12 protein-coding genes are annotated in these 13,005 nt (G+C 57.3%); 5 read left to right on the top strand and 7 right to left on the bottom strand.

Features of this window, described 5'->3' with window-relative positions:
- Nucleotides 1–401: 401 nt before the first annotated feature.
- Nucleotides 402–1,073: a TetR/AcrR family transcriptional regulator gene (locus A3730_RS21100; RefSeq protein ID WP_063519045.1), complete on the bottom strand. Its 672-nt coding sequence runs from the start codon at nt 1,071–1,073 to the stop codon at nt 402–404.
- 276 nt (nt 1,074–1,349) lie between these two features.
- Between A3730_RS21100 and A3730_RS21105 the strand changes: the two genes are divergently transcribed.
- Together A3730_RS21105 and A3730_RS21110 are read left to right on the top strand one after the other, a co-directional pair.
- Nucleotides 1,350–2,318 carry a triacylglycerol lipase gene (locus A3730_RS21105; protein WP_197468484.1) on the top strand — a complete coding sequence of 323 codons (969 nt, stop codon included), beginning with the start codon at nt 1,350–1,352 and terminating at the stop codon, nt 2,316–2,318.
- Nucleotides 2,319–2,646: 328 nt separating this feature from the next.
- Complete coding sequence (locus A3730_RS21110) at nt 2,647–4,212, top strand: MFS transporter (RefSeq protein ID WP_063538846.1); 1,566 nt, start codon at nt 2,647–2,649, stop codon at nt 4,210–4,212.
- Between the two features lie 153 nt (nt 4,213–4,365).
- Here the strand turns inward: A3730_RS21110 and A3730_RS21115 are convergent, their stop codons facing one another.
- Nucleotides 4,366–4,770, bottom strand: a complete 405-nt coding sequence (locus tag A3730_RS21115; RefSeq protein WP_063520478.1) for a hypothetical protein — start codon at nt 4,768–4,770, stop codon at nt 4,366–4,368.
- 149 nt (nt 4,771–4,919) lie between these two features.
- On the opposite strand from A3730_RS21115, the gene A3730_RS21120 reads away from it, so the two are divergent.
- Nucleotides 4,920–5,768: a metal-dependent hydrolase gene (locus A3730_RS21120; protein ID WP_063520477.1), complete on the top strand. Its 849-nt coding sequence runs from the start codon at nt 4,920–4,922 to the stop codon at nt 5,766–5,768.
- Nucleotides 5,769–5,998: 230 nt separating this feature from the next.
- Here A3730_RS21120 and A3730_RS21125 read toward each other — a convergent pair whose 3' ends face one another.
- Together A3730_RS21125 and A3730_RS21130 are read right to left on the bottom strand one after the other, a co-directional pair.
- Nucleotides 5,999–6,709, bottom strand: coding sequence for a phosphoadenylyl-sulfate reductase (locus tag A3730_RS21125; RefSeq protein WP_063520476.1), 711 nt, complete (start codon nt 6,707–6,709; stop codon nt 5,999–6,001).
- A gap of 157 nt (nt 6,710–6,866) precedes the next feature.
- Complete coding sequence (locus A3730_RS21130; RefSeq protein WP_063520475.1) at nt 6,867–7,394, bottom strand: outer membrane beta-barrel protein; 528 nt, start codon at nt 7,392–7,394, stop codon at nt 6,867–6,869.
- Nucleotides 7,395–7,689: 295 nt separating this feature from the next.
- Between A3730_RS21130 and A3730_RS21135 the strand changes: the two genes are divergently transcribed.
- Nucleotides 7,690–8,106: a DUF4168 domain-containing protein gene (locus tag A3730_RS21135; RefSeq protein ID WP_063520474.1), complete on the top strand. Its 417-nt coding sequence runs from the start codon at nt 7,690–7,692 to the stop codon at nt 8,104–8,106.
- Between the two features lie 80 nt (nt 8,107–8,186).
- Here the strand turns inward: A3730_RS21135 and A3730_RS21140 are convergent, their stop codons facing one another.
- From A3730_RS21140 to A3730_RS21150, 3 genes are all read right to left on the bottom strand, one after another.
- The gene (locus A3730_RS21140) at nt 8,187–10,133 is read right to left on the bottom strand and encodes a ligand-gated channel protein (RefSeq protein ID WP_063520473.1); all 1,947 of its coding nucleotides are present in this window, start codon (nt 10,131–10,133) and stop codon (nt 8,187–8,189) included.
- A gap of 212 nt (nt 10,134–10,345) precedes the next feature.
- On the bottom strand, nt 10,346–11,695 hold the full coding sequence (locus A3730_RS21145; protein ID WP_063520472.1) for a sensor histidine kinase: 1,350 nt from the start codon (nt 11,693–11,695) through the stop codon (nt 10,346–10,348).
- Complete coding sequence (locus tag A3730_RS21150; protein WP_063520471.1) at nt 11,695–12,411, bottom strand: response regulator transcription factor; 717 nt, start codon at nt 12,409–12,411, stop codon at nt 11,695–11,697. Before A3730_RS21150 ends, A3730_RS21145 begins: the two co-directional genes overlap by 1 nt.
- Before the next feature lie 159 nt (nt 12,412–12,570).
- Here A3730_RS21150 and A3730_RS21155 point away from each other — a divergent pair.
- Nucleotides 12,571–13,005: PepSY-associated TM helix domain-containing protein (locus tag A3730_RS21155; RefSeq protein ID WP_063538848.1), on the top strand; the 435-nt coding region annotated here is incomplete at its 3' end.

The following is a 13,005-nucleotide window of genomic DNA, read 5'->3' on the forward strand; positions in this document are numbered from 1 at the left end:
AGTAACACAACGAGCAGGGCAAGAGCCCCCTGGATACGTGACATGATGTTCTCCTTTTTATGTCATGTCGTAATACTTTCAATAATCGGGCGTCTAGGGAGTCTCTGAACAACTCCTTGCATGCTCAGTCTTTCAGGCTGGCTCGCAATCTATACCCCATTCGGGGCACAGAGGGCGCGATTTTGAAGGTGTCCCCTAACTGGGATCGAGATATGTCCATCCATCAAAAAAGCGCAACAACGAGTGCGGGCCAGCTTGGAAGACCCGTAGGGCGAGGCCTGAAGGGCCCATCTGCTGCGCTTTGTCACTAGGAAAGGGAACCACCCTGTCCGTCGCAACAAAACACAACAGCTGCACCCTTCAGGCCTCGCTGAGTACGCAAGGAATTGTTCAGAGACTCCCTAGTCCTCAAGCGCCATAAGCCGACTGAAGAACGGGGATGCCAACATGGCCTCCCAGTCTTCCCGCTGACCCAGCATGCTCACACACAGCCGGGCCATAACGGTGATATAACGGGGCATCTCTGTGTGTTCCGCTTCCGCACAGAACTGATATCCCAGATGCTCAATCCCCTGCACCAGGGTTTTTAACGCCAGGTCATCCGGCGGTGTCCGGCCATGGGCCTTCATGGCTTCGTGGAGAATCATGACAATGCGCTGGTTATGCGCATCGCGGTAACGCGATACCGGCGAAGACACATCATGCAGCTCCCGAAAACGGGCAATCATCAATGGCCCCAGTGAGCGCCCCCAGTTCAAATAGCCACTCAAGGCCATCGGCAGATAGTCATAAAAGGCTTTCTGGGGCTGGGCAAACACTTTCACAAACAAGCCTTCCACTTCTGCATTGCAGCTTTGCACAATCTCATCAACCACCTCGGGCGCAGAGGCGAAATACTTGTAGAAGGTCGGCCGGGAAATGCCCGCTTCCTTGAGTATTCGTTGCACGGTGGTGCCATGCATGCCCTGTTCGCCATAGACCGTGCGCCCCGCCGCCAAAATCCGCGCACGTGTTGCTTCAGCCTTGCTGTTGCCCGCCACGCTCCCCCGGCGCTGCGCCACTCCTTCATTCATCACCAATCGCCCTTGTTAACACTAATGTTACTGTACAGACATTTCGCCACATAGCCACAAACTCGCCACAAGACACTGTTTTCAATAAAAATTACCGACAGAAAAGACCGTGCACAGTTAACACCGGGGAAATATTCCCTTATAACATATTAATATTAACACCAGTGTTAACTTTTGATTTCATCTGCCTTAAGGTGTTCACACTCCCTGACCAGGGAACGCTCGGCGCAGAAACGGCAGTACCGCCGATAACAATAACGAGCCAGGTAAAGCACAATGACTACACCCTTCAAGTCGCTCACCAGAGCGTTCACCTCCATGGCATTCCTGTTAAGCCTGTCAATAAGTATGCCAGCCCAGGCTGGCTGGTTTGACTGGCTATTCAAGGATACCTACACCGAAACCCGTTATCCCATTGTTCTCAGCCATGGTTTATTCGGTTTCGACGATATTGTTGGCTATAACTACTGGTACCGGATACCGGAAGAACTGCGACGCAGCGGTGCCGAAGTCTATGTGACCCAGGTTGCCGCCGCCAACAGCACCGAGATACGTGGCGAACAGCTGGCCCGGCAGGTCGAGGATATTCTCGCCGCCACTGGCGCGCAGAAAGTGAACCTGATCGGGCACAGCCATGGCGGCCCAACGGTACGCTATGTGGCCTCGGTTTACCCCCAGTATGTCGCCTCTGCCACCTCTGTAGCCGGGCCACACACCGGTGCACGCATGGCCGATGTCCTGCTGGGCGTACAGGAAAACCTGCCGCTCAACGCGGAACTTCTGGGTGATATCGTCAACGCGGCGGTCGGCTTTCTCGACCTGATTTCCGGCGGCGGATACGACCAGGATTCCCTGGCCGCGTTGTATTCCCTTTCCACAAAGGGCAGCAGCGAATTCAACAGCCACTACCCGGAAGGCCTTCCCCAACAGGCCTGCGGCGAAGCCCCGGAGCAAGGCAGCAACGGCGTCAACTACTATTCCTGGTCCGGCGCCAAACCGCTGACCAACGTGTTAGACATCAGCGACGCCGGCATGGGCCTGCTTGCCCTGCTCTATCTGGGCGAAAAAAATGACGGCCTGGTTTCCAGCTGCTCCAGCCACCTGGGCCTGGTGATCCGAGACGATTACCGTATGAACCATCTTGATGAAGTGAATCAGGTGGCCGGTCTGGCCAGCCCCTTTGAGACCAACCCGGCCAGTGTCTTTCGTCAGCACGCCAACCGTTTGAAAAACCGGGGACTGTAATTCCCCACACACTCATCGGGAGAGCTCGGGGCGCCATCTGGCGCCCTTTTTTATGCTGCTTTACGCTATGGCGTCAGACCGCATTGCCGTGAAACTTATCGCTGCACCCACTCAACAGGCAGGCGTTATTTTCTTTTTCAGATAAATGAAACCCATTTCTCACTTGCAGGTCATATACTCGCCTCCCCACGCCTCACCCATGAACACTGCCAGCGCTTGACCTCAAGTCAGGTTGAGGATTTAGGCTTTGCGGCTGTTTCGTTCCGCTCATCACGGTGTCGAAAAACCGTCACCCGGAACGACAAGGGAGCCCCTGCTACGAGGAAAGATGATGTCTACCGTTTACCAACCCGCCACCCGCCGCGAGTGGCTGGGGCTTGCTGTTTTGATGCTGCCCACCGTACTGCTGGCACTGGATATGACAGTGCTACATCTGGCCGCCCCGCATCTCAGCGCTGACCTGCAGCCCACCAGCGCGGAGCTGCTGTGGATACTGGATATCTACGGTTTCATGATCGCCGGCTTTCTGGTGACCATGGGCACGCTGGGCGACCGTATTGGCCGGCGGCGCTTGCTGCTGACCGGTGCCACCGCCTTTGGTATTGCCTCTGCCATGGCAGCCTTTGCGACCAGCGCAGAAATGCTGATTGCCACCCGCGCCCTGCTCGGCATTGCCGGGGCCACGTTGATGCCGTCCACCCTGTCGCTGCTGCGCAACATGTTCCAGGTCGAGCGTGAGCGCACCCTGGCCATTACCGTCTGGATGACCGGTTTTATTGTCGGCAGCGCCATCGGCCCCTTGGTCGGCGGGGCATTGCTGGAATTTTTCTGGTGGGGTTCGGTGTTCCTGCTCGGCGTGCCGGTGATGGTGCTCTTACTGATCTGCGGCCCCCTGTTGCTACCAGAGTTCCGGGATGAAGAAGCCGGCGCCCAGGACTGGACCAGCGCCCTGCTGTCTGTGGCCATGGTACTGGCCGTGATTTATGGCCTGAAAGATATGGCGCGCAACGGCATCGCGGTGATCCCGCTGCTGTCCATAGCGGCGGGATTGCTCGTCGGGGTGATTTTCGTCCGCCGCCAGCAGCGCTTGCCTAATCCCATGTTTGATATGGCGCTGTTCGCCAACCGCACCTTCAGCACCTCCGTGGCCGCCATGCTGCTAACCATCCTGGCGCTATCCGGTGCCTGGCTGATGGTCTTTCAGTACCTGCAAGGCGTGCTGGATTTGTCACCGCTGGAGTCCGGGCTGGTGATGCTGCCGCCTGCCGTGCTGCAAACCGCCGCCTCGTTACTGGTACCAAGGCTGGCGGGGCGGTTGCCCCACTGGAAGCTGGTCAGCGCCGGGTTGGTGATGGCGGCGATCGGTCTGCTACTCATGCTGCCGGTACAAAACCCGTCACACATTCCCTTGCTGATTGCAGGCATGACCATCATGGGCATTGGGGTGATGCCGATGATGATTCTCGGCACGGACATGGTGGTCAGTGCTGCCCCGGCCCGTAAAGCCGGTGCCGCCTCCGCTACGTCGGAAACGGCTACCGAGCTGGGCATGGCACTGGGCATTGCCGTGATTGGCAGTATTGGTGCCGCGCTCTATCGCAGCCACATGTTGACGGCCATGCCCAAAGGGCTAACCGATACGATGGCACTGGCAGCAGGCGATACACTGGGTGGAGCCATTGGTGCCGCCGCCCAGCTGCCGGCAGAAGTCGCTCAGCCGCTGATGGCGGCAGCCAAAACCGGCTTCAATCTGGCGCTGCATGCCAATGCGGCCATTGGTGCAGCCATACTGACGGTAACGGCGATCGGCGTTGTGGTGATGCTCCACAAGACGCCAGACAACGACAATCACGACGAACAGACGGCATCCGGAAACGCCCCTTCCCAGGGGTAATGCTGTTCACTTAAGAGAAGCCGCACGGAGCCAACAGCGTCGTCATGCCAGCATAACTTTCCAGCAATCCCGAAAGTTGAGGGAGTTGAGGGAAGCGATGTTTACATCGCGAAGGCCTCAGGTCCAAGTGAACGGCATCCCCCGCCCAGGGGGTTATTTCACCCGATCGATGATAACGCGGGTTTCACCCCTACCCTGAGCCTGACCGAAGGCGGCCACCAGAGTGGGGCCTTCAGCCAGGCGTACCTGCTGGCGCACGTGATGTCGCGTTTGCGACTCTGGCCGATAGGCAATATCCAGCGCGAACCCATGCTCTCCACGGCGCTGGACATCAATGCGGTAGCCCTCTCCTGCCGCCTGCCAGCGGCGCCGCCCCTTTCCTTTTCCCACGCTGTCATAAAGGCGGATTGTCCAGTCAAGTCCACCGTCTTCCCTGGTGACCTCGCTCACGCGAAGTCCATTGTCAGGCACGCCCACCCGATCCAGCAGAAACACATGAAAGGCACTGGCGATTGCCACCATACACACCACAGCACTGAGCCAGAGCCGCCACCCCATTCGCATCACTGTCCTGCCTCCCCCATTGCGGCCCTACCGTTTATCCCTTGATTGTTTCAATTACGTATCTGACTGTCACAGTGTAATTGTAATTCAGTGGCAACAGGCGTTTAGTAGACGTCAGGACCATGGATAAAGGTGATATAACAATGAAAATGCACATCATGCCCGTCCGCCGCAATCTGAAATTTCATGTGCCGGACAACGCCGTTCTCGACTGGCACGACAAGGGCCCGGGCATCTCCCAGTTCTTCAACACCCTCTCGCTGTTTTTCCCGGAGGGCGAGCGCTTCTTCATCAATAGCGTGCGCAAATACCGCGACCAGATCGACGATCCTGAATTGCAGGAAGCCGTCCGTAATTTTATCGGCCAGGAAGCCATGCACGGCCGTGAACATGAGGATTACAACCAGAAAATGGTGAAGGCCGGTCTGCCTGTGGACAAGCAGGAAGCCATTGTCACCCGGCTACTGGATCTGATTTCTCACCGCTTGCCCGATGCCATGCAGCTCTCCGCCACTGTCGCCCTGGAACATCTCACCGCGATCCTGGCAGATGTGTTACTGCGCGAACCCGAGTTGATTGATGGTTCTGACCCGCAATACCAGAAACTGTGGCACTGGCATGCGCTGGAAGAAACCGAACACAAGGCGGTGGCCTTTGATGTCTTCATCACGGTTTTCGGCCGGGGCTTCAAGTCCTGGTTACTACGCGCCAGCGGGCTGGTGATGGCTACGGTAATTTTCTTCTCGCTGTTTTACCCGTTCTATGTGATCAATATGTATAAAACGGGCAAGTTGTTCAGCCTGAAAGACTGGTGGATGTCATTCAAATTCCAGTGGCTCAAACCCGGCGGGTTACGGCGGGTGATTATTCCCTGGCTGGATTGGTTCAAACCCGGTTTCCACCCCTGGGACCACGATAACAGGGAGTTTCTGGCAGAGATGGACGGACTGATCGGTGATGTGGATGGCTACAGCAAGGACAGCGCCGCGTAAAAGCACTTGCATAAGCTCTCCAGATACTCCCATAAAAAGCCCCGCTCATGGCGGGGCTTTTTTTATGGTTCTTCGCAGAGTTGTCGTTATTGCAGCATCTCTTTTTAGGGATTGTCAGGGCTATCATTCAGGCAATAACCGGGTAATGCATTTTGCGCAGAGAACATGGCGGCCAAGGTTTTCAGGTTTTGAATGCAAGCGTGCATCGTCGGGCATCCGGCGTCCAGCGGTTACATATGAATGCCGCACTCGGTTTTCTTGTTGCCTTTCCAGCGCCCTTCACGGCCTTCGCCCTTGAAGGTGCAGTGGCTGCAGCCGATGGAATCAAACCCTTGCGCCACCAGAGGGTGGAACGGCAGGTCGTGCTCCTTGATGTAAGCGTCACGCTCTTCCTTGGTGACATCAATCATCGGGTTGAACTTGATCATGCCCCGGCGCTCTTCAAACACTTCCAGGCCGGCACGGTGTTCGGTCTGCCACCCCATCAGGCTGGAAATCCACAGATCATAGTTTCCCTTGGCTTCTTCCAGCGGGTTGACCTTGTTCACCTGGCAGCACAGATCCGGGTCGGTTTCCCACATGCGGTTTTCCTGGGAGACCTGATGGTGATCCGGGTCCGGTGTCACATCGACTACCTGCAGACCGAATTTCTCGACCAGATAATCCCGGTACTTCAAGGTATCCGCAAAGTGGTAGCCGGTATCGATAAAATGCACCGGCTGCTCAGGACGGATGGTCGAAATAATGTGCAGAAAGTACGCAGAGGTGGCCGCAAAGGACGAGGTCACCATGATGCGATCCGGCGGAAAATCCTCGTAGACACGACGAATGCGCTCCGCAAAGCTCAGCGGGCGATAAACACGGTTCAGCTCCTCCAGCGCCTCTTTGGAGAGGCCGGCGGTATTGTCACCAAAACGTGTAATCAGCTGTGCACTACCCATGATCTACAGCACCTCAAACGGGAATGTCGAGGTGCCATGATAGGAATTCGCGGAAGAATATAAAGGAATATATGGTGATACTTTTATAACAAAACGGGATATGGGCGACATGGGCCGGCCCCAGGCCGCCACCGTCGCCCCACCCCGTGGCAAGCCATCAGAACGAGTAATTAAGACCCAACCCGATCAGCTCCTGCTTGCCGAAATCGTTGTCGACCAGGCGCAGATACTCGACATTCAGCGTGGAGTGCTGGCCCACGCCCAGATCGATGCCGCCCCCGTAAGAACTGCCATCGTCCCGTTGGGTGGTCCCATTGATATCATTTTCCACATAACCATACCCACCGATCAGGTACGGCTGCACCGGCCCTTCCAGAGGCGGGGTCAACCGCGCATAGGCGCCGTAGAAAAAGTCGTTTTCCACATCGATATTGCGATAGGAATCATCGCTCAAGCCGGCCCCCAGACGCAGTTCCGCGCTGACCAGTTCGTGCAGTACCATGCCGCCACGCACCGTCAGCGCGCTGAGTTGCGCATCGCTGACCGCACCGCGATCAATTTTCATCAGGTTGACCTGGGCCCCAGCATACATTTCAGCCTGCACCGCCACGGCGCCTGCCAGCAATCCGACTGACACTGCACCACGCGCGATGTTGCGGGCAGACAAAGGGAATGAACTCAGCATCCTGCTCTCCTCGTTATGATTGTTATAGACCGCTAGTCTCAGATTCGTAGCGCTCCTGCCCCTTATTGAAACGATTAACCGCCTGAATTGAAAGCACTGTCTGAACTCAACAGCGCGCTGGATCCACACCGCATACGCGAACTGCTTCACTGTGAATCACGATTTAACATTTCAGGCCGAACTTACACGCTGACGGCGGTCGGAGTTTCCAGTGCCGCCGTAATTTGGCTTCGGCCATTTTCCGGTAACACCGTAATCCCCGGCAGTTTCGGGGCGATTGACAAGGAGATGAAGCATGAGCAAACGGATGATGGCGCTCGGCGCCCTGATGATTTCCGCCACCTTCACTGGCACGGTAGCCGCACAGCAACCCGGTGCACCCGCGTCACAAACCCCGCAGGCCCAGCAGCAGCAACAGATGCAGCAACAGCAAATGCAGCAGCTGCCCAAGGCATCTGAGTTCAGTGACAAACAGCTAGATGCGTTTGCCGATGCGCAGAAGGACATGTCCGGCATCCAGCAGAAATATGCCAAGGAACTGCAGGCCAAAAAAGACAAGCCTGAAGAAGCCATGAAAGTGCAGAAGGAAGCACAGGAAAAAATGGTGGAAGCCGTGAAGGACAGTGGCCTGGAATTGCGCACCTATAACCAGATTGCCCAACTGGCCCAATACGATGCGGACTTCCGCACGCGCATTCAGGAAAAAATGTAACCCTGAGCGCAGCAAAACGCACAACGCCGGCATTTGCCGGCGTTGTTGTTTCTATAAGGTACTAATGCCTCAGGCGGACCTCAGAAGTTGGTTACCACACCCAACCAGTAACGTCGGCCATCTTCCACATAGCCGTATTCTTCATAGAAGATTTCCTTGTCGGCCAGGTTATAAATGCCTGTGTTGAGTTTGGTCTGCGGTGTCAGCTGAAAACCAACCCCCGCATCCACCAGCGTATTCGACGGCGCAATAATAGCGCTGCTGGACGGCCCCGTGGTCGGCTGGCTTTCCTCGCCGCGATAGCGCACCGTCGCCCAGGGCGACACGGTATCTGTCGCTTGCCAGTCCACGTTCAGGCTGGCCAGATGTTCCGGCAGCTGAGTCAACGGCTCGCCTTTGTATTCCCCGGATTTCTGTTCGGAATCGGTATAGGTATAGCTCAGGTTGATGGACACCACCCGCGCCAACGTGGTGGACAACGCCGCTTCCACCCCCTGGGTTTCCGCTTCATCCACATTTACCCGGTAGGTAGGATCGGAACCGAACTGGTTCGGACCGTCCGGGCAGATGCTGATGGGGCAGGTAATACGGGTAATCTTGTCCTTGAAGTCGTTATGGAACACGGTCACGTTAGCCATCAGCGCCCGGCCAGCGTTGAAGTACAGGCCCAACTCCTGGTTAATCGAGGTTTCCGGTTCCAGGTCCGGGTTACCATAGATGTTACCGCCACGGCTTACCTGCCCCCAATCCGGCGTTAGTTCACGCAGCGACGGAGAGCGGAAACCGCTGGAGACACCCCCCTTCACAGTCCATCGCGGGCTGAATCCCCACACACCATACAGGCGCGGACTAACATGGGTGCCGAAATTCTCATCATCATCCATGCGGGCCCCCGCAGTGACCGAGAAAGTATCAGTCAGCATCCACTCATCTTCCGCAAACAGGGCGTACTTGGATGACTCAATGTTAGTGCGATCGGAGATCCGGTTGGAGGTTTTGTCGTCCAGCTTCTCTTCCGTGAAATCGGCGCCTACCGTCACCATATGATTACCCATGGGCATCACCAGCGCCGTCTTGGCATTGGTATTGGTGATGGTCATTTCGCGGCTTTCGTTTTCCGCCTTTTCACGCTGCACATAGGTATCGGAGGTACCGATAGCCCAGCGGCCAGTGTGGGTCAGCGCGAAAGATTCACGGTTATGGTCACTAAAGCTGTCGGTACAGCCACCGCGACAACCGGTGGACGCAGCGCTACGCCCCATCAGCCCCTGGCGGCTGTCCTGGGTACGGGTCGCCTCCACGGAGAAATCATGATTATCCGTGGGCGTCAGGCTTAATTTCGCAGTCAGGTTGCGCAGGTCTTTCTGTTCGTAGCCATCCACAAACAGGTCTTCCTGGCGATTATAAAAACCGCCATAGACTTGCAGGCCGAGCAGGTCTTCTTTCAAGGGGCCGCTCAGGCTGAAGTTGCCCTGCTGGCTATCGCCGGAGCGCGAATCATCCTGGATGATGGCGTCCAGCTGTACAGAACCGCCCCACTCTTTCTCAACCTTGCGGGTAATAATGTTGACCACCCCGCCCATGGCATCAGAGCCATACAGGGTGGACATGGGACCACGCACCACTTCGATACGCTCAATGCTCTGCAGCGGCGGCAGCCAGCTCTGCTCGAACCCGGCGCTGCCGTTGGGACGGCTTTCCCGGGTGGACACCGGCTTGCCGTCGACCATGATCAGGGTGTACGAGGACGGCATGCCGCGAATCACGATATCGTTACCGCGATCACCGGAACCACCACCGGTGACAATCACGCCCGGGACATCACGCAAGGCGTCCGTGGTGTCCTGGTAGAAGCGCTCTTCGATCTGCTCCCGGTCAATCACACTGATCGACGCCGGCGCATCTTCCACCTGCTGAACATAACCACCCGCCGTGACTGACACTTGCCCCAGCTCGTGCACCTCATCGTCTGCCCAACCGGCGCCACTGGCAGCCGCCAGTGCCAACGCCAAAGTCCCCAAACGCATTCCCATGGTCTTTACTCCTCAAAGGTAAGCAACAACATCAAACCGGAGTGCAAACCGCCCCCTTTCACCGCGCGGCCCGGCAGGCCAGCGGCGAAGAATCGATGCAGATCCCCCGGAAAACAGGCCATACAAGGCCCGGGAAGCAGTAATGAATCCACTTCACGAAACGGAATGATATTGATTCTTATTTGTAACGAAAGGAGATTTACAATTTATACAAGTGGCGGGGCGGGCAGGCGCAAATGCACACACAGGCCAGGGGTGCCGTTGTGTGCCCACAGTTCACCGCCCAGCCGCTCCACCGCACGCCGGGCAATGCTCAATCCCAGCCCGAAGCCGCTACGGTCAGCCCGAGCGGCGTCCAGACGGACAAAGGGGGCAAAGATTCGGTCGAGCTTGTCGTCCGGCACCCCCGGCCCCTGATCCACTACCTGCAGGTGCCAGGTTCCCTCTTCCCATTGCCCAAGCAATTGCACGGTCCCCTGCTCCGGGGAATGGCGAATGGCATTGCGGACCAGGTTCTCAAACACCTGGGCCAACACATTCAGGTTGCCGTACACCAACGCATCGTCCGGCAGCGCGCAGGGGAAACGACGCTTGTCCCAGCCGCTTTCAAACGCCGCATTTTCAACAATCATGTCCCACAGCGCCGTTAGCGACAGAGATTCCAGGCCGGAGGTGCCGGTGTCGGTGTCCTGCCACCCCAGCGCCAGGGTGTCATCGACCAGGGTGCGCATGTGGTGCAGCTCCTGGTCCACCCGCTGACGCAGTTCGGCCTCGCTCATGTCACTTTCCAGTGCCACGGACAAACGACTCAAGGGGGTGCGCAATTCATGGGACATGTCATTGAGCAGCTGGCGCTGGGTATCCAGCATCCCGGACACCTGTTCCGCCATATGATTGAAACTGCGGGCCAGCTCCCCGAACTCATCCCCGCGTGTTGCCAGCGGGCCGGTCACACGTGCCTGGGTATCATCCTTGAAGCCCAGCACTTGCGCCTGCAGGGCTTTCAAGGGCACACGAGCACGCCAGAACAACAGCCCACCCAGCAGGAACGCAGACAACGTGGGCATCCCCACCAGCAGCAGATTTTCGACCCATGGCCAGTAGGTGCCCGGGCGCAAACGGGGAGGCAACTGCATCAGCAAGCTGCCCTGTTCCGGCGCGACGGGAAACGGCACGCCCAGGTAGGGCATCTTTTTGCCGTAACGAAAACTCATGCGGCTATCCACGCCACGCTGAAAGCGCAACCCGGCCCGTTCCTGCTCGGTCAACGGAACACTGCTCAGCGACTGGTCTGTGGCACTGATAACAGCGATATCACCCGCTTCACGGCTCCTCATGTCCGCCAGCCACTGATCGACTCCTGCCTGGCCGCCGGTCAACCAGGCCTGCTCCGCCGCCGCCGCATAACCTTGCATAATGGCAATCGCCTGCTGGTTCAGCCGCTGGGCATCATCGCGCAGGACACCGGTAATGCGCGTGCCTGCCACCATGGTAGTCACCGCAACAACCACCAGAACCAGCGCCAGGCGCCAAAGAAGGGAATAGCGTTTCAACATCACAGAGCGTCGGTGATCAGGGTATAGCCCTGTCCCCAGACTGTTCGCACCGCGGACTCCGGAGCGCCGGCATCGCGCAGCTTGCGCCGCACATGACTGATGTGCAGATCCAGGCTACGGTCATGGCGACCGCAACCGCGGTGTAATACCGCCTGGTAGAGGAACGGCTTACTGAGCACCGTATCACGATGTTCCAGCAATACTTGCAGCAAACGGAATTCGGTATTGGTGAGGCCCAGATTCGTGTGCCGATAAAGCGCCACCAGGTCATGGTCACGCAGCACCAGCTTGCCCACGGATTCCAGCCCTTCGTCTTCCGGTCGGACACGTTCCAGCGCCACCCGGCGCAACACCGCATCCACCCGCACCGCCAATTCGGCCATGCTGAACGGCTTGGGGAGGTAATCATCCGCCCCGTTGATGAGGCCTTGAATGCGCGCCTGTTCATCGCCCAACGCAGACACCACAATCACCGGCACCGGGCTTTGCTGACGCAGGGCGTTAAGCAACTCGAGCCCATTGAGTCCCGGCAACAGGATATCCAGCAACACCAGGTCATAATCGCCGGAGGCCGCAGCCTCCAGGCCCGCAGGCCCATCCGAACACTGCGATACCAGGTAGTGACGCTCTGAAAAGTAGTCGTGCAGATGGCCGCTGAGTACCGAATCATCTTCGATAACCAGCAAGCGTGCGGGAATTTGAGCAATGGCATTCATTCACGAATGATAAGAATTATCATTTATCTAGGCCAGCTTTTTTTGAACAGAATTCAGGCAACCCGCCAGTCATTACATTCTTTACGAAGATAGCAGTATTTAAACATAACCATTCTCATTAACATCTCTCCCTCTGTTGTGAATGACCTGAGCTCCACCGTGAATAAAAAACGCAAAGCCTTCTGGCTGAAACAACTCCACCAGTGGCACTGGGTGACCTCTGCGATCTGCCTGATCAGCCTGGTGTTGTTCAGCCTGACCGGCATTACCCTCAACCACGCCAGCCAGATCAGCGCCGATCCGGTCATCCGCGAACATCAGGGTGAGCTACCCGCCGAGCTGTTATCCGAGCTTGCGGAGCAAAAGAGCGGCCAGCTGCCCACCGCCGTCCAGCAATGGCTGGCGCAGAAAATGGATTTGCTGCACACCCGCGGGGAACCGGAATGGGCCGCCGACGAAATCTACCTGCCTATGCCACGCCCCGGCGGGGATGCCTGGCTCGCCATTGATATGACTAACGGTACGGTAATCGCAGAAACCACGGACCGGGGCTGGATCGCCTTTTTCAATGACCTGCACAAAGGCCGCCACACC

The sequence above is a fragment of the Alcanivorax sp. HI0044 genome, assembly GCF_001634945.1.

Excerpts from the sequence above, each read along its gene's own strand:
- A3730_RS21100 (WP_063519045.1), bottom strand. The coding sequence starts at position 1,073 with ATGAATGAAGGAGTGGCGCAGCGCCGGGGGAGCGTGGCGGGCAACAGC.
- A3730_RS21105 (WP_197468484.1), top strand. The coding sequence starts at position 1,350 with ATGACTACACCCTTCAAGTCGCTCACCAGAGCGTTCACCTCCATGGCA.
- A3730_RS21110 (WP_063538846.1), top strand. The coding sequence starts at position 2,647 with ATGATGTCTACCGTTTACCAACCCGCCACCCGCCGCGAGTGGCTGGGG.
- A3730_RS21115 (WP_063520478.1), bottom strand. The coding sequence starts at position 4,770 with ATGGGGTGGCGGCTCTGGCTCAGTGCTGTGGTGTGTATGGTGGCAATC.
- A3730_RS21120 (WP_063520477.1), top strand. The coding sequence starts at position 4,920 with ATGAAAATGCACATCATGCCCGTCCGCCGCAATCTGAAATTTCATGTG.
- A3730_RS21125 (WP_063520476.1), bottom strand. The coding sequence starts at position 6,709 with ATGGGTAGTGCACAGCTGATTACACGTTTTGGTGACAATACCGCCGGC.
- A3730_RS21130 (WP_063520475.1), bottom strand. The coding sequence starts at position 7,394 with ATGCTGAGTTCATTCCCTTTGTCTGCCCGCAACATCGCGCGTGGTGCA.
- A3730_RS21135 (WP_063520474.1), top strand. The coding sequence starts at position 7,690 with ATGAGCAAACGGATGATGGCGCTCGGCGCCCTGATGATTTCCGCCACC.
- A3730_RS21140 (WP_063520473.1), bottom strand. The coding sequence starts at position 10,133 with ATGCGTTTGGGGACTTTGGCGTTGGCACTGGCGGCTGCCAGTGGCGCC.
- A3730_RS21145 (WP_063520472.1), bottom strand. The coding sequence starts at position 11,695 with ATGTTGAAACGCTATTCCCTTCTTTGGCGCCTGGCGCTGGTTCTGGTG.
- A3730_RS21150 (WP_063520471.1), bottom strand. The coding sequence starts at position 12,411 with ATGAATGCCATTGCTCAAATTCCCGCACGCTTGCTGGTTATCGAAGAT.